The following is a 15,107-nucleotide window of genomic DNA, read 5'->3' as shown; positions in this document are numbered from 1 at the left end:
GGAGCCACGGTGAACGACCGGGCAGGACCGGTACCGGTGTCGGCGCAGCGGGTGCTGGTGGCTGGTGCGGCCGCCGGTCCGGTGGCCGCGAGTCGGCAGATGCTGAGCTTCTGGGGCGGCGTCGACCCCGGCACCGGCACCGTCATCGACCATCGGCATCCGCTGTGCGGTGAGTCGCTGGCACAGCACGTCGTGGTCCTGCCCAAGGGCAAGGGCTCCAGCACGGGGAGCTATGTCCTGGTGGACGCGTGGGTCGGCGGCACCGGCCCGGCCGCCATCCTGCTCAACCGGGTCGACGAGGTGATCGCGCTCGGGGCGGTCGTCCACGAGGAGCTCAACGCGGTGTCGGTCCCGGTCTTCGTCCTCGACGACGCGTCGTTCGAGCGGGCGCTCGGGGCCCGGTCGGCGGAGCTGTTTCGCGACGGCACGGTGATCCTCGATGGCTGAAGGCGCGCGCGATCCCGGGGCTGCCGTCGAGCTCTCCGAGCGCGACCGGGGAATGCTGGCGGGGGAGTACGGCGAGGCGGCGCGGCTCGCGATGCGCATCGTGGTCAGGATGGCCGCGATCCTCGACGCCGCGCGGCTCATCGACGTCACCCACGTTCACATCGGCGGCAGCATCTACACGGGGCCGGGCAGCCTCGCCGTCGTCGAGCGGTTCGCCGGCCTCGGTGCCCGGGTGCGGGTCCCGACCACGCTGAACGCGATCTCGGTCGACCGGCTCCATGGGGTGGAGGACGGGGTCGACGCGGAGTTCGTGGCCCGGGCGGAGAGGCTCGCCGGCGCGTTGGAGCAGATCGGCGCGCGACCGACCTTCTCGTGCACGCCGTACGTATTCCCGGATGGGCCTGGTCGGGGGGACGACATCGTGTGGGCCGAGTCCAACGCCATCGCCTACGCCAACAGCGTGATCGGGGCCAGGACCAACCGGCACGGCGACTTCCTCGATCTCTGCGCGGCCGTGACGGGCCGCGCGCCGTACTCAGGGCTGCACCTGGCCGAGAACCGGATGGGGGAGCTTCTGGTCCGCGTGCCGGAGATCGAGACCGCGGACCCGTCGTTCTTCACCGCGCTCGGCTACCTGGTCGGCGCGCACGCCGGCTCGGCGGTTCCGGTCATCGACGGGATCCGCGGCACCCCCACCGCCGAGGCCCTCAAGGCGTTCTGCTCGACCGTCGCCACCTCGGGTGCGGTCGGCCTGTTCCACATGGTCGGAGTGACGCCGGAGGCGCCCACCCTCGCCGCCGCCTTCGGCGGTCGCGAGCCGACCCGGATCGTCGACATCGGCCGCGACGACCTGCGCGCTGTCTGGGCCCGGCTGTCGACGGGGGTGGGGGACGAGTTGCAACTCGTCGTCATGGGGAGCCCGCACGCGATGCTCGGGGACCTCGTCGAGCTCGCCGCGCTCGTCGACGGACGGGTCAAGCACTCCGATGTCGAGGTCCTCCTCACCTCCAGCCGGCGCGCGGTGGACCAGGCCCGGCAACGGGGCGTCCTGGGCGTGATCGAGGACTTCGGCGTACGGGTCAGCACCGACCGGTGCCTGTGCATGCTCAACGAGCAGATGCTCCCGCCGGGCACCGTCGGCGTGATGACCGACTCCGGCAAGTTCGCGCACTACGGACCTGGGCTGATCCGCCGCGGTGTCTACTTCGGCTCTACCGCGGACTGCATCGGCTCAGCGGTGGCGGGCCGACCGATCCTGGGCGAGCCGGCCTGGTTGTCGGGGCCGCCGGTCGAGGGCCGTCCGTGGACCACGAGCGGGTCCCCGACCGAGACGGTGCCGGGCTCGACCACGTCGGCATAGATGCCGAAGGTCGTGCCGACCCCCAGCTCGGTCTGCTGCCGGTCGCGGTAGCCGTTGATCATCCGGAGGGTTTGGAGGTCGACCCGTCCGGTGTCCGGGTCGCGCGTGGTGGCAGCGCACCGCTTGACCCGTCCCGCGGCCCGCAGCACCGTGTCACCGACCCCGATGAGCATCCCCGCCCAGCTGTCCTCGACGTGAGCCGTGCCGCCCGAGAACTCGATCAGCATCCGGAACCGTCTGGCGTCGACCTCTGGAAGGTGCGCCCGCCGGGCGAGCTCCTCGACCGACGCCGTCCCGAGCAGGGTCGCCGGGCGTACGTCGTAGACCGGCCCGCCGGCGTGCATCAGGTGGACTCGCCGGCCGACGGCGTCGGAGAAGAACGCGCTCCAGACCGGATCGGCGACCTGCGCCGCCCTGATCGTGCGGACGCCGTGCAGATCGGTGTCGACGGGCACGCTCGCCTCGACGGCCGCCTCGAGCAGCGTCTCGCCGCCCCGCCCGACCCGGAGTCGACGCTCCTGGTCGTCGTAGGTGGCCCGCAGCCCGTACAAGCCGGAGTGGTGGGTGCAACTCTGGAGCTTCCCGGCCTCGTCGACGAGGAAGAAGAGACGATCCCCGACGGCGCCGTCCGCGTTCAGCGCGATCGAACGCGGATGGTGCAGCGACAGCCCCTTGACCGGAGTGGTCGACAGCCGGGTGACGGTGAGGTCGCCGGTCATGTGCGCGCCCGGTCGGAGTCTCCGTGGGCACGCAGCTCAGCGCACAGGTGGTCGGGAATCACGCACGTCTCCGCCTCGGCCGGGGCCGACCAGACGCTGGTGTCCGCCCCGAGCTCGCCGGCCCAGCGCTCCAGTTGCGCCTCGAGGCGGTCGGGGAAGGCCGGTGCCAGCGCGTCGACCGACACCGCCGCGATCACCACCCCGATCGACGGCGAGGCGGTGCCGCGGTCGAACGGCGCTGCGTCCACCGAGAACGACCCTCCCCCGAGCGTGGCGAGCACCTCGACGAGCAGAGCGATGTTGCCGCCCTTGTAGCCTCCGAACGGCAGGAGAGCGCCCTCGAGACCGGCGGCCGGCGAGGTCGTCGGCACGCCGTCACGGTCGACGGCCCAGGTGTCGGGGATCGACTCGTGATGCGCTGCCGCGGCGCGCACCCGGACCCAGGCCGTGGCGCTCGAGGCCTGGTCGAAGGCGAGCCGCCGGCCGTCCGGAAGGGGGACGCCGAACGCCAGCGGGTTGGACCCGAGCACCCGGCCGCGTGCCCCGGCGACCGTCACCAGGGCGGGCGAGTTGGCACAGGCGAGTCCCAGGAGTCCGCGACGGTTGAGACGGCGTACGTAGTAGTCGAGCTCGCCGGCCGTGAAGGATCGGTGCAGGGCGAGGACGGCGACGCCGTGCTCGACTGCGCTCGCGCACAGCGCCGGCAGTGCGACATCGAAGCCGTGCTGGGCCAGACCTCCACGACAGTCCACCGTGAGGACCACCGCGGTGCGCTGCTCGAGCGACGGTGACTCGGGAGAGATCCGGCCATTGCGGAAGCCGTCGAGGTAGTCGACCAGGTGGGAGGCGCCGACCGCGTGCCGGCCGAGCGCCTCCGCCTCCCCGGTCGCCTCGGCGAGGACCGTGGCTTGGGCGGCCGAGGCCCCGCTACCGAGCAGCGCGCGCTCGCAGAGGTCCGTCAGCTCGCTGCGGTGCAGCTCGACCATGACGGTCTCAGCCCGGTCACAGCGCCAGGTAGGGGTAGGTCCAGTCCGTGGCCGGCGAGAGGGTCTCCTTGATGAAGCGCGGAGAGAGCCAGCGCTGGAGAGCGAGCCGGGAACCGGTCTTGTCGTTGGTGCCGGAGGCCCGCCCACCACCGAAGGAGACCTGGCCCATCAGGGCGCCGGTCGGCTTGTCGTTGATATAGGTCATGCCGGAGGCGTTGCGCAGGCCGTCGAGCGCGGTCGAGATGGCCCGCCGATCGGAGCCGAAGATCGAAAGCGTCAGGGCGTAGGCGCTGCCCTCGTCGACGGCCTTCACGACACCCTCCCAGTCGGCGTCGTCGAAGACGTGGACGGTCAGCAGCGGACCGAAGAACTCCTCCGACATGGTGAAAGCGGTCGGATCCGTGGTGGTGCAGAGCGTCGGCTGCGCGAACCAGCCCGTGCTGGTATCCGTCGTGCCGCCGGCGAGGAGCTCGTGGGTGTCGAGCGCCGAGGCACGGTCGAACGCCGACTGCAGGCGCTCGGCGGCGGCCCTGTCGATGACCGCTCCGACGTAGGTCTCGTGCCGCGTCGGGTCGCCGACCGGCAGCGCACGGACCACGTCGACGAGCTCGTCCTTGAGTCGACCCCAGGCCGACCGCGGGATGAACGCGCGCGACGCCGCGGAGCACTTCTGGCCCTGGTACTCGTAGGCGGAGCGGACCAGGGCGGTGCGGACGGCGTCGAGGTCGGCGGAAGGGTGCACGAGCACGGCGTTCTTGCCGCCCGTCTCCCCGACCAGGCGGGGGAAGGACCGGTAGCCGTCGATGTTCTCGCCGACTGCGCGCCACAGCTGGCGGAAGGTTGCGGTGGACCCGGTGAACGTCAGGCCCGCGAACTCCGGGTGTGCGATAGCGGTGTCGGAGACCGTCTGGCCGGACCCGTTGACGACGTTGATCACGCCCGGCGGGAGGCCGGCCTCCTCGAGCACTCGCATGCTCACCTCGCTGCTGAGGGCGGACTTCTCCGAGGGCTTCCAGACCACGGTGTTGCCCATCAGCGCGGGGGTCGAGGGCAGGTTGACGCCGATGGCGGTGAAGTTGAAGGGCGTGAGCGCCAGCACGAACCCCTCGAGCGGCCGCTGGTCGATGGTGTTGATGTCGCCCGGGAGCGACGGTGGCTGGTCGGCGTAGATCTGCTGGGCGAGGTGGCTGTTGAAGCGCATGAAGTCCGCGAACTCGCAGGCCGCGTCGATCTCGGACTGGTGGAAGGTCTTCGACTGCCCCACCATCGTCGCCGCGACGAGCTCGTCGCGATACTTCCCGGCGGCCAGTTCGCCGGCGCGGAGGAAGACGGCCGCGCGCTCCCACCACGGTGTGCGTGACCACTCGTGCTGGGCGTCGAGCGAGGCGGCGACCGCGTCCTTGGTGACGTCGGGGTTCGCCTCGGCGAGTCGCCCGACCACGCTGGAGCGGTCGTGTGGCTCGACCACGTCGGTACCGGCACCGGTGAAGAGTCGCTCGCCGTTGATGACGTGTGGGATGTCGGTGACGCGCGACCGCAGGTCGGCGATCTTCGCGAGGACCGCCTGCGACTCCGGCGAGCCGGGCATGAAGTCCCGGACGGGCTCGTTGACGGGGGCGGGGACGCGCGGGTTGGCGGCGATGCTGATGGTCATGAGAACCTCGGCTCGGTGTGGGTGGGAGGTGGGATGCGCTGGCCGTGAGGGCTAGGACGTGATCTCGGCCTCCAGACGTCGGCGCGCGGCGGCAACGGACTCTCTGTTGATGTCGATGGCCAGCTGAAGACGGCCGGCCTGGAGGGCGTCGACCAGGGCGGGCTGTGGCTCCCAGAGCGAGGCGTCCTGGTGCTCGATGGCCACCCTGGCTCCCATCACCTTGTAGGCACGGCACTGGACCCACAGGGACTCGATCACGTCCAGCAGCACGGCGTTGCCGCCGGCGCCGTAGAGCACGCGCAGCAGGGCCTCGTCCTCGTCGATCGCGTCACTCGCGCGGTTCTGCACGACGGCGCGGTACATCCGCGCGTTCGCAGCGCGCATCTGCTCGAGGTCCTCGGGCGTGACCTCGGGCGCCCCGAGCCGGGTCGCCTCCAGCTCGAGCAGCGTGCGGACGTCGTAGATCTGGATCAGCTCGCGGCGGGTGAACTCGCGAACCCGGGCGCCGCGGTGCGGATGGCTGACCGCCAGGCCGTTCTCGACCAGCTGTCGGATCGCCTCGCGGACGGGCATCACGCTGGTTCCGACCTGCTCCGCGACCTCACGGACGCGAAGGCGGGCACCGGCGGGGAGCCGGCCGCTGAAGATGTCGCTCGCCAGGACGTCGTAGACCTGGTCCGCGACCAGCGTGTGCGCGACCTCGTGCGGCCCGTCGCTGCGACCCGAGGCCCCGACCTCCTCGAAGGCTGCGCTCATCGCACCAACGATCTGAGGAACAGCAGCAGGTTGGCGGGCCGCTCGGCCATCCTGCGGGTCAGGTAGGGGTACCACTGCTCGCCGTACGGCAGGTAGACGCGCACCCGGTAGCCCTCGCGGACCAACTGCTCCTGGAGCGATCGTCGTACGCCGTGCAGCATCTGGAACTCGAAGTCCTGCTTGCCCAGGCCGAGCCGGTCCGCGACGCGCTTGACGTGTTCGATGCACGCGTCGTCGTGGGTCCCGAAGGCGGGGTCGGGGAGGTGCTCGAGCGCCCAGGTGCTGAGGTAGGCGAACTGTGCGGTGACCTCCTGGGAGTCACGGATCGCCACGTCGAGCTTCTCGTCGAAGGCGCCCTTGACCAGACGGATCCGGGGAGGGCTCTCGAACTCGGCGAGGTCCTGGAAGGCGGTCCGCAGGTAGGCCTGGATGGCCAGGCGGGTCTCGGGGAACTCCCCCTGGACGCGGCGGAAGATCGCGAGGGTGTCGCGGCCGGCCGAGCTGTGCTCCATGTCCACCTCGACGACGCGGCCGCGGGCCCGGGCCGCCTCGAGGAGCAGGCGCAGGTTCTTCTCGCACTGGGAGGCGTCGAGGGTGACCCCGAGCTGCGACAGCTTCACCGAGATGGTCGGCGTGGGCGAGATGGCGCGGATCCGATCGATGACATCGAGGTAGTCGGACGTGGCCGTCTCGGACTCGGCGAGGTCGGTCACGGACTCGCCCAGCAGGTCCAAGCTGACGTCGACGCCGGCCCGGTTGAGCTCGGCGGTGGCCTCGAGCGCATCCTCGAGCCGGGTGCCGGCGACGTACCGCTGCACGATCGGCTGGGTGAGACGGTTGGTGCTCACGACCCTCTCGAGCGTCTTGTTCTCGGAGGCGATGAGAAGGAGTCGATTAGGCATCGGTGGTCCTTGTGATGTGGGTGCCGGCTCATCGAAGGGGAGAGCCGCGACGCGTGCGGTAGATACTAAGAATGTAAGATGTGATCACACTTTCGGCAAGGGCCTGATGGGGAGATCTTCCTCCGTGTGGCGCGATTTCGAGCGAGGATTCTCTGATGGAAGCAGGTGAGAGGACCGCCTCGACAACTGGCCAATTGTGATCACAGATGCCAGCTACGGTCCTCGCGCTGGCCGGGCGGGGCTCGAGCCCCGACCCAGAGGGGTGCACCTCGTGCTCGGGCCGGGGCACGCTGCTCGGCACTCAGCTGGCCGGTCGACCGGGCTACCGGTGCGGAGGTCGGGCATGACCAGCCGGTCGCGCCTATCGGGCGGGGCGTCAGCCAGACTTGGGGTAGCCGTTGCGCTCTGAGATCTCGGCGGCGGACGTCATGACCTGGCGGGCGATCTCGGGGATCGTGGCATCGGTGATCCGGAACGTCGGGCCGGACACGATCAGGGTGGCGATCACCCGGCCGTCCAGTGCGCGAACAGGGGCGGCGACGGCGGCCAGCCCGATCTCTTGCTCGTCGACCGTCTGGGCGTATCCCCGCTGACGGACGAGGGCGAGCTCCTTCTCCAGCTCGGCAGGGTCGACGACCGTGAACTCGGTGAGTCGCTCCATCTCGTCGTCGAGATATGTCTGCAACTCGGCAGGAGGCAGATGGGCGAGGAAGACCTTGCCGGCCGAGGTCGCATGCAGGGACTGGTGACGACCTACCCAGTTCACCGAGGTCACCTGGGACGACCCGATCACCTGGTCGATGGTGACCACCGAGCGCCCCTCGTGGACGGCGACGTTGACGGTGTCCCCGACCGCATCGGCAAGTGCGGTGCACACCATGCGGCTGGTCACGGTCAGGTCGTGCTTCCTGGCGATGCCCTCGGCCAGTTGCACGATGCCGTAGGACAGGCGATAGCTGCCGCGATGTGAGGTCTGTTCGACCAGTCCCCGTGCCTCGAGCGTTCCGATGAGCCGGGAGGTGGTGGACTTGTGGATGGCCAACTCCTGCGAGATCTCGGTGACGCCGGCAGTGCCGCGCCGAGCGATGACCTGGAGGATCGAGATCGCCCGGTGGACGGACTGGACCGACTTGTCCCGTCCTCGTCCGCCACCCTCCTCCACGGCGCTCAATCTACCTTGCCTCCCGTGGCCGCCAGACTCCGGCGACCGCTGCAGGCAGCGGTCCGGTGTCCTCGACCGCAGGCACCGAAAGCATCTCGGATCGGCGGATCTCGCCCGCTCCGACCCCTTGCCGCGCGGCGGACCGCGGTCGTACATTTGTCGCGTATCACACACTATTGCGTATTGCGCGACAAATGTGTCCGCAGCGAGTGCTCCTCGGATTGGGAGGGACCCGTGAACTTCTTGACCGGCTCCGCCGCCTCGGTCGCCGAGATCGCCGCCCTGGTGGAGCGTCGCGCTGTGGGCCACAGCTTGGAGGCGCCCTACTACACCAGTCAGGCCGTCTACGACCTCGACCTGGATGCGATCTTCGGCCGCCACTGGCTGTTCTGTGCCACCGAGGCGGAGTTGGCCGAGCCCGGCGACTTCGTGACCGTGGACATCGGCACGTCGTCGATCATCATCGTGCGCGACGACGACGAGAACGTCCGGGCGCTGCACAACGTGTGCCGGCACCGGGGATCGCGGATCCTCGAGGAGGCATGTGGCGCGGTCGGGAACCTGGTCTGCCCTTACCACCAGTGGACCTACCGCACCGACGGCGAGCTGGTCTACGCCGAGTCTCAGCCGCCCGGGTTCGACCGGGGGCGGTTCGGCCTCAAGCAGGTGCACACCCAGACGGTGGCCGGGCTGGTCTTCGTGTGCCTGGCCGAGGAGCCGCCGACCGACTTGGACGACGTGGCCGCCGTGGTCGAGCCCTACCTGAGGCCGTACCGGCTCCAGGACGCCAAGGTCGCGCACCAGACCGACGTCGTCGAGGAGGGCAACTGGAAGCTCGTGATGGAGAACAACCGTGAATGTCACCACTGCGATGCCTCCCATCCGGAGCTGGTGACCGCCTACTTTCCCTTCCACCGCTACTCCGAGGAAGACGTGACGCCCCGGCTGCGGCCGGCGTTCGAGCGCTACCAGGCCGCCACGGCGGATCTCAACGCGGTGTGCGAGCGGAGCCGGGTGCCCCTCGAGACCCATCGTGAGCTCGACGACCGACCCACCGGCTACATGATCATGAGGCTGCCGCTTGACGGCCACGGCGCGTCGTTCGGGACCGACGGAGCCCAGGTCAGCCGCAGGCTGATGGGTGACGTCACCGACTCCAGGTTCGGCGACCTCTCCCTGCACCTGCAGCCCAACTCGTGGTTCCACATGCTCAGCGACCACGCGGTGGTCTTCCGCGTGCTGCCCATCGCGCCGAACAAGAGCCTGGTCCGCACCACCTGGCTCGTCCACGCCGACGCTGTCGAAGGCGTGGACTACGACGTCGACTCGCTCACCGCGGTCTGGCAGGCCACCAACGACCAGGATCGTGAGCTGGTCGAGACGGCTCAGCGCGGTGTGAGCGACCCGAGCTACGAGCCGGGTCCCTACGGCCTGGTCGAGGACGACGTCGAGGCATTCGTCAGCTGGTACGTCCGCCGTGTCGGCGACTACCTCATGCCGCACCACGGGCATCTCGAGCAATTGCGTCGCCTCAGCCCCGTCGCGAGCCAGTAGCGTCGACCTCACCCATCCCCGGAGCACGAACATGTCGGTCATCCATGACACTCTGGCCCGTCTGGTCCCCTCACTGCGCGTACCTGACTGCTGGGAACACAGCGACCAGACCGTCCTGGTGTGCGCCGCGGTCTCGGATGTCACCCACGACGTCAAGAACTTCGTGTTCGAACCCCAGGACGATCGCGTCTTCCAGTTCGAGCCGGGACAGTTCCTGACGCTCATGCTCGACGTCGACGGGTATCGGGTGAACCGCTGCTACACCATCTCCTCGCCGCCCACGCGGCCGCACCGCATCGCCATCACGGTCAAGCGAGTGGTCGGTGGTCCGGTGTCGAACTGGCTGCACGACAACGTCATCCCGGGCAGCAAGGTCACCGCCGTGGCGCCGCTCGGGACGTTCACGCTGGCTCGTCAGCCGGCTGACAAACACCTCTTCCTGTCGGCCGGGAGCGGCATCACCCCCCTGATGTCGATGACTCGGACTCTCTACGACCTGGGCTCGGACGTCGACGTGGTGTTCGTGCACAGCGCTCGCACGCCTGCGGACATCGTGTTCCGCAGCGAACTCGCGGCGATCGAGGCGGTCATGCCCAACCTGCGCGTGGCCCACGTGTGCGAGAACGACTACCCCAGCGAGCGCTGGGGCGGGCTGCGTGGTCGGCTGACACCCGACATGCTCCGGACGCTGGTGCCCGACCTCCACGAGCGGGTCACGTTCAACTGCGGACCCGTGCCCTACATGGAGTCCGTGCGCCGCATCCTCGGTGGACTCGGCTATGACATGGCTCGGTACCACGAGGAGAGCTTCTCGTTCGACGACCCGGCCCGGCCCGGGGGTGCACCGCCGCCCGAGGGCGTCGCATACGACGCGATCGCGGTCGCTCCGCCGCCGTCCGGGACGGACGACGACTCTGTGACGACGTACGCCGTCGAGTTCGTCAAGAGCGGACGGACGATCTCCTGTCGGGCCGACGAGAACGTCCTCGACGCCGCCTTGGCCGCGGGGCTGCGACTGGCGTCGTCGTGCAGCCAGGGCCTGTGCGGGACGTGCAAGCTCGTGAAGCTGTCCGGCGAGGTGGACATGGACCACAACGGGGGGATCCGGCCCCGCGAGATCGCCGCGAACAAGATCCTCGTCTGCTGCTCCAAGCCCCTCAGCGACCTGTCCATCGACGGCTGAGGACTCCTCCCAGAGGGCGATCGCTCCAGTTGTGATCGTTGATTACGCTTTGGCCGTGGATCTCTCGAAGGCGGTGCAGCCCACGCTGCTTGCCGATCAGGTGTATAACGTCCTGCGCAACGCGATCATCAGCGGCGAGCTACCCGCCGGCTCACGGCTGCGCATCCGGGACGTCGCCGAACAGGTGGGCACCAGTGTGATGCCGGTGCGCGAGGCGATCCGGCGACTGGAGGAGGGAGGCTTCGCCCACCGTGAGCCGCACAAGGGTGCTGTCGTCAAGGGGTTGACCCTCGAGGAGCTGATCCACGTCTACGACGTCCGCAAGGTGCTGGAGCGCGAGGCGGCCCGGCGCGGTGCCGAACAGATCACCCCGGAGGGCTGCGCCCGGATGGAGGCCGAGTACGGATTCATGCGGGCCGCCGTCGCCGAAGGACGCCTCGAGGATCACCTGCGGCTCGACGAGGCACTGCTGACCGTGCTCTACACGGCAAGCGGCAACCCCGTTCTGGTCAAGACCATCCAGAGCCTGTGGGTCCAGTGCCGGGCCTATAAGGCCATCGGCATCAAGTCCACCTTCGACTCCACCAAGTCCAACGAGGTGCTCTGGCGCTACCAGGGAGAGCTGGTGGCGGCGGCCCGGGCCAACGCCCCCGATGCTGCGGCCGATGCCTCCGATGCCTCGCTCGACGTGGCAGCCGCCGAGATCCGCCGGCGACTCGCCGCGGAGGGCGGCGAGGAGCGCCTCACCGAGGCGTCCGCGCCCGTCTGATCGGGCCCTCTCGGCTGCCCGACGATGCCCGGCTGATCTGTGATCCCATCGGCGCATCGTGGTGTTGACCCGTAGCCGAGAGAGCAGTGGGCAGGTCCGCCACGAGGATGATCCACGCCGTCGAGACGCGCTTCGGCGAGCCGATGCGCGTCGTCACGAGCATCCCCTGCAGCTCGCGCACATGGGGCGCGCCGGCGCGGGCGTCGGACCAGGACGCGGAGAAGCCGTCGTCGAGCGCGCGCCTGGCGGCCGCGGCCCACGCCGCTCGATCGGCATCGGGGCGGCCTCGAGGTCGAGGTTCGTGGTGACGCCGGCGCATCCTCGCCCAGTCCCGAGGCGACGCGCTAGGAGGTGCAGAGGCCGTTGGCCTCGGCGTTCTCCTCCGACCCGCTCGGGTTGCGGCCGCTGATCGCGCCGCGCCCGAACGCGCCGAGCGGCTCGTCGTCGATCACCTTCTGCCAGAGCTGATCCGCTGCGGGGGTGAGCTGGAGCCGGCCCCAGTTCGGGCTGTCCGGCGGGAAGCCGGTGGTGGGCGCGGTGACGAAGCGGATCTTCGCGAGGTCGGCCTTGCGCAGCGAGGACGCCAGCCTGACGAGCTCGCCGACGCTCGCGATCTCGGGGCTGGTGGTGATCGACCCGGCGAGCGCGCTGGCGAATCGGTACAGCTTGTCGGGCCGGGTCAACGTCTTCGCCGACATCACCTGGCTCAGCATCGAGGCGACGAACGCCTGTTGGCGCTTCATCCGGCCGAGGTCGGAGTTCGGCGTCGAGCTGCGCTGTCGCACATAGGCGAGCGCGTCGTCCCCCTGCAGCGTCTGGGTGCCGGCGTCCAGGCTGATGTTGTGCGCGGGGTCGTCGATGTCGGAGGGGATGCAGACCTGCACGCCGCCGAGGGCGTCCACCATGTCCTTGAAGCCGCCGAAGTCGACCACGATGTAGTCGTCGACGAAGACCCCGGTCACGGCCTCGACCTGGGCGACGGCGCAGGCCGCGCCGCCGACGGCGTACGCCTCGTTCCACATCACGTCGGTGCCGCCGGGGATCTGCTTGCCGTCGACGACGCAGTCGGGACGGTCGACCAGGGTGTCGCGCGGGATCGAGATCCCGTACGCCGTGCGCCGCCCGTCGGCCACGTGGAGCAGCATCGTCACGTCGGAGCCGCCGAGGCCGCCCTCGCCGTCGATGCCGCAGCCCTCGCAGCTGCGGGTGTCGGTGCCCAGGACCAGGACGTTGAACTCGCCGGTCGGCAGCTTGGGCCGCTGCCGCTGGACCTCGTGGGAGATCGGGGCGCCCTCGTCGATCTTGCCGTCGATCCGGTTGTAGGCGAAGACGACGCCGGTGCCGGTGAGGAGCGCGACGACCAGCTCGGCCACCACGATCACGGTGAACACCGTGCGGCGCTGTCGACGGGTCGCCTTGGCCACGCCGGACCTCCCTCCCTCCCGATCCCACGCTGTGCGCGGAGCCTACGCCCCCACCCGTGACGGATGCGTCTCGTGAAGACGATGGCCGTGTCTGATTTCCGCCAGTAGAGTGCGGGCGAGTCAGGGAGGATGGTGGGCATGAGCCAGACCCTCGACCCGGAGTCCTGCTATCGCGCAGTGAAGTCGCGGGACCGGCGCTTCGACGGCGTCTTCTACACCGCCGTACGGACCACCGGCATCTACTGCCGGCCGTCCTGCCCGGCCCGGACCCCGGCGCTCCAGAACGTCACGTTCCACCCGAGCGCCGCCTCCGCCCAGGCCGCCGGCTACCGCGCCTGCAAGCGCTGCCTGCCCGACGCCACGCCGGGCAGTCCGGACTGGGACGTCGCCGCCTCGGCCGCCGGACGCGCGATGCGGCTGATCGCGGACGGCGTCGTCGACCGCGAGGGCGTGGACGGCCTGGCCCGGCGGATCGGCTACACCCCGCGGCATCTCACCCGGATCCTCACCGCCGAGCTCGGTGCCGGCCCGCTCGCGCTCGCTCGCGCGCGGCGGGCGCAGACCGCGCGGGTGCTGATCGAGACGACCGAGCTGACCTACGCCGACATCGCGTTCGCGTCCGGCTTCGCGAGCGTGCGGCAGTTCAACGACACCATCCGCGAGGTCTACGCCGCCTCACCGACCGATCTCCGCGGACGCCGCGGGGGACGGCCGGCCACGGGCACGGTCGCCATGCGGCTGGCCGTGCGCACGCCGTACGGCGGCAGCGCGCTGCTCGGGTTCCTCGCGGTCCGGGCGATCCCGGGCGTCGAGGCCGCCGGACCCGGCTGGTACGCGCGGACGCTGTCGCTGCCGCACGGCACGGGCACCGTGCGGCTCGAGGTGCCCGACGCGGACGAGCCCGGGCAGACGGCGTTCGCGACGGCGACGTTCACGCTCGACGACCTGCGCGACGTCGGCGCCGCGACCGAGCGCGTGCGCCGGATGCTCGACGCCGACTGCGACCCGGTCGCGGTCGCGGAGGCGTTCGCCGGGGACCCCGTCATCGGGCCGCTCGTGCGGGCGCACCCCGGACTCCGCGTGCCCGGCCACGTCGACGGCCACGAGATGGCGGTGCGGGCGGTGCTCGGCCAGCAGGTCAGCGTCGCCGGTGCCCGGACGGTCGCCGCCCGGCTGGTCGCCGAGCACGGCCGTCCGCTGGCGCAGCCGGTCGAGGGGCTGACCCATCTCTTCCCGGACGTCGCGACGTTCGCCGCACTGCGCCCCGAGGACCTGCCGATGCCGCGCTCGCGCGGCCGCGCGCTGATCGCGCTGTCCTCGGCGCTGGCCGCGGGCGACCTTGCGCTGGACCGCGGCCCCGACCGCGACGACGTACGACGGGCGCTGCTGGCCGTCCCCGGCATCGGCCCGTGGACCGCCGACTACGTCGCGCTCCGCGCGCTCGGGCACCCCGATGTCTTCCTGCCGACCGACGTCGGCATCCGCGACGCGCTCGCCGGCCTCGGCCGCGACCCGTCGGCCGCGGCCGCGCTCGCCGAGGGCTGGGCGCCCTGGCGGTCCTACGCGCAGCTGCACCTGTGGCAGACACTGACCCCGTCGAACAAGGAGAACTGACATGTGGACCGTGATGGAGTCCCCGATCGGACCGCTGCGGATCGTCGAGCAGGGCGGCGCGATCGCCGCGATCGAGTTCTCGCCGTTCCGCGACCTGGACGGTCGCCCGCGTGGCGACCGCGACGACGCCCACCCGGTGCTGGTCGAGGCCGTGCGCCAGCTCGATGCCTACTTCGCCCGCGACCTCAAGGAGTTCGACCTGCCGCTGGCACCGCAGGGCAGCGACTTCCAGCAGCGGGTGTGGGCCGAGCTGCTCGGCGTCGGCTGGGGGGAGACCGCGTCGTACGGCCAGATCGCGTGCCGGCTCGGCATGACCCACGCCGCGTCCCGCGCGGTCGGCCTCGCCAACGGCCGCAACCCGATCCCGATCGTGATCCCGTGCCACCGGATCATCGGCGCCAACGGCACCCTCACCGGGTACGCCGGCGGCCTCGACCGCAAGCAGCTGCTCCTCGAGCTGGAGCAGGATGCCTTGTTCTGAGGGGGTTCGTTTCGCTGGATGGATCCCCGGCTGACCGGTGATCCCTGACGTTGTCAGGCGTTGCAACCCCTGACAACGTCAGGCTTCCCCGGCTGA

At 70.5% G+C, this 15,107-nt stretch carries 13 protein-coding genes and 1 pseudogene; 7 read left to right on the top strand and 7 right to left on the bottom strand.

Annotation, left to right across the window (positions count from 1 at the left end):
- Nucleotides 1-36 precede the first annotated feature (36 nt).
- Nucleotides 37-447, top strand: coding sequence for an aconitase X swivel domain-containing protein (locus ACYVKX_RS17485; RefSeq protein WP_460834948.1), 411 nt, complete (start codon nucleotides 37-39; stop codon nucleotides 445-447).
- A pseudogene (locus tag ACYVKX_RS17480) lies at nucleotides 440-1,615 on the top strand (aconitase X catalytic domain-containing protein); the annotation flags it as partial. The gene ACYVKX_RS17485 and the pseudogene ACYVKX_RS17480, both read left to right, overlap by 8 nt.
- A gap of 32 nt (nucleotides 1,616-1,647) precedes the next feature.
- Here ACYVKX_RS17480 and ACYVKX_RS17475 read toward each other — a convergent pair.
- The 6 genes from ACYVKX_RS17475 to ACYVKX_RS17450 form a co-directional block, all read right to left on the bottom strand.
- Entirely contained in the window at nucleotides 1,648-2,526 is an 879-nt protein-coding gene (locus ACYVKX_RS17475; protein ID WP_460834947.1) for an MOSC domain-containing protein, read from the bottom strand.
- The gene (locus ACYVKX_RS17470) at nucleotides 2,523-3,512 is read right to left on the bottom strand and encodes an Ldh family oxidoreductase (protein ID WP_460834946.1); all 990 of its coding nucleotides are present in this window, start codon (nucleotides 3,510-3,512) and stop codon (nucleotides 2,523-2,525) included. The genes ACYVKX_RS17475 and ACYVKX_RS17470 overlap by 4 nt, the downstream gene beginning before the upstream one ends.
- Nucleotides 3,513-3,528: 16 nt before the next feature.
- Nucleotides 3,529-5,166: an L-glutamate gamma-semialdehyde dehydrogenase gene (pruA, locus tag ACYVKX_RS17465; RefSeq protein ID WP_460834945.1), complete on the bottom strand. Its 1,638-nt coding sequence runs from the start codon at nucleotides 5,164-5,166 to the stop codon at nucleotides 3,529-3,531.
- 51 nt (nucleotides 5,167-5,217) lie between these two features.
- Nucleotides 5,218-5,922 carry a GntR family transcriptional regulator gene (locus ACYVKX_RS17460; protein ID WP_460834944.1) on the bottom strand — a complete coding sequence of 235 codons (705 nt, stop codon included), beginning with the start codon at nucleotides 5,920-5,922 and terminating at the stop codon, nucleotides 5,218-5,220.
- The gene (locus tag ACYVKX_RS17455) at nucleotides 5,919-6,824 is read right to left on the bottom strand and encodes a proline dehydrogenase family protein (RefSeq protein ID WP_460834943.1); all 906 of its coding nucleotides are present in this window, start codon (nucleotides 6,822-6,824) and stop codon (nucleotides 5,919-5,921) included. Before ACYVKX_RS17455 ends, ACYVKX_RS17460 begins: the two co-directional genes overlap by 4 nt.
- 376 nt (nucleotides 6,825-7,200) lie before the next feature.
- A complete protein-coding gene (locus ACYVKX_RS17450; protein ID WP_460834942.1) occupies nucleotides 7,201-7,986 on the bottom strand; it encodes an IclR family transcriptional regulator in 786 nt (261 codons plus the stop codon).
- Between the two features lie 234 nt (nucleotides 7,987-8,220).
- Between ACYVKX_RS17450 and ACYVKX_RS17445 the strand changes: the two genes are divergently transcribed.
- Genes ACYVKX_RS17445 through ACYVKX_RS17435 form a run of 3 tightly spaced genes read left to right on the top strand, consistent with a single transcriptional unit; the run spans nucleotide 8,221 to nucleotide 11,492 of the window.
- Entirely contained in the window at nucleotides 8,221-9,540 is a 1,320-nt protein-coding gene (locus tag ACYVKX_RS17445) for an aromatic ring-hydroxylating oxygenase subunit alpha (RefSeq protein ID WP_460834941.1), read from the top strand.
- A gap of 31 nt (nucleotides 9,541-9,571) precedes the next feature.
- Nucleotides 9,572-10,723 carry an FAD-binding oxidoreductase gene (locus ACYVKX_RS17440; protein WP_460834940.1) on the top strand — a complete coding sequence of 384 codons (1,152 nt, stop codon included), beginning with the start codon at nucleotides 9,572-9,574 and terminating at the stop codon, nucleotides 10,721-10,723.
- Nucleotides 10,724-10,778: 55 nt separating this feature from the next.
- Entirely contained in the window at nucleotides 10,779-11,492 is a 714-nt protein-coding gene (locus tag ACYVKX_RS17435) for a GntR family transcriptional regulator (protein ID WP_460834939.1), read from the top strand.
- Between the two features lie 344 nt (nucleotides 11,493-11,836).
- On the opposite strand, the gene ACYVKX_RS17430 is transcribed toward ACYVKX_RS17435, so the two are convergent.
- On the bottom strand, nucleotides 11,837-12,916 hold the full coding sequence (locus ACYVKX_RS17430; protein ID WP_460834938.1) for an LCP family protein: 1,080 nt from the start codon (nucleotides 12,914-12,916) through the stop codon (nucleotides 11,837-11,839).
- Between the two features lie 138 nt (nucleotides 12,917-13,054).
- Between ACYVKX_RS17430 and ACYVKX_RS17425 the strand changes: the two genes are divergently transcribed.
- Nucleotides 13,055-14,530: an AlkA N-terminal domain-containing protein gene (locus tag ACYVKX_RS17425; RefSeq protein WP_460834937.1), complete on the top strand. Its 1,476-nt coding sequence runs from the start codon at nucleotides 13,055-13,057 to the stop codon at nucleotides 14,528-14,530.
- Nucleotide 14,531: 1 nt separating this feature from the next.
- Nucleotides 14,532-15,011 (top strand): methylated-DNA--[protein]-cysteine S-methyltransferase, encoded by a 480-nt coding sequence (locus tag ACYVKX_RS17420; RefSeq protein ID WP_460834936.1) that lies wholly within the window; start codon nucleotides 14,532-14,534, stop codon nucleotides 15,009-15,011.
- Nucleotides 15,012-15,107: the final 96 nt, after the last annotated feature.

Source organism: Nocardioides hungaricus (genome assembly GCF_054782915.1).
This window is presented reverse-complemented; position numbering and strand designations above follow the sequence as displayed.

Excerpts from the sequence above, each read along its gene's own strand:
- ACYVKX_RS17475 (WP_460834947.1), bottom strand. The coding sequence starts at position 2,526 with ATGACCGGCGACCTCACCGTCACCCGGCTGTCGACCACTCCGGTCAAG.
- ACYVKX_RS17470 (WP_460834946.1), bottom strand. The coding sequence starts at position 3,512 with ATGGTCGAGCTGCACCGCAGCGAGCTGACGGACCTCTGCGAGCGCGCG.
- ACYVKX_RS17440 (WP_460834940.1), top strand. The coding sequence starts at position 9,572 with ATGTCGGTCATCCATGACACTCTGGCCCGTCTGGTCCCCTCACTGCGC.
- ACYVKX_RS17420 (WP_460834936.1), top strand. The coding sequence starts at position 14,532 with ATGTGGACCGTGATGGAGTCCCCGATCGGACCGCTGCGGATCGTCGAG.
- ACYVKX_RS17455 (WP_460834943.1), bottom strand. The coding sequence starts at position 6,824 with ATGCCTAATCGACTCCTTCTCATCGCCTCCGAGAACAAGACGCTCGAG.
- pruA (WP_460834945.1), bottom strand. The coding sequence starts at position 5,166 with ATGACCATCAGCATCGCCGCCAACCCGCGCGTCCCCGCCCCCGTCAAC.
- ACYVKX_RS17425 (WP_460834937.1), top strand. The coding sequence starts at position 13,055 with ATGAGCCAGACCCTCGACCCGGAGTCCTGCTATCGCGCAGTGAAGTCG.
- ACYVKX_RS17460 (WP_460834944.1), bottom strand. The coding sequence starts at position 5,922 with ATGAGCGCAGCCTTCGAGGAGGTCGGGGCCTCGGGTCGCAGCGACGGG.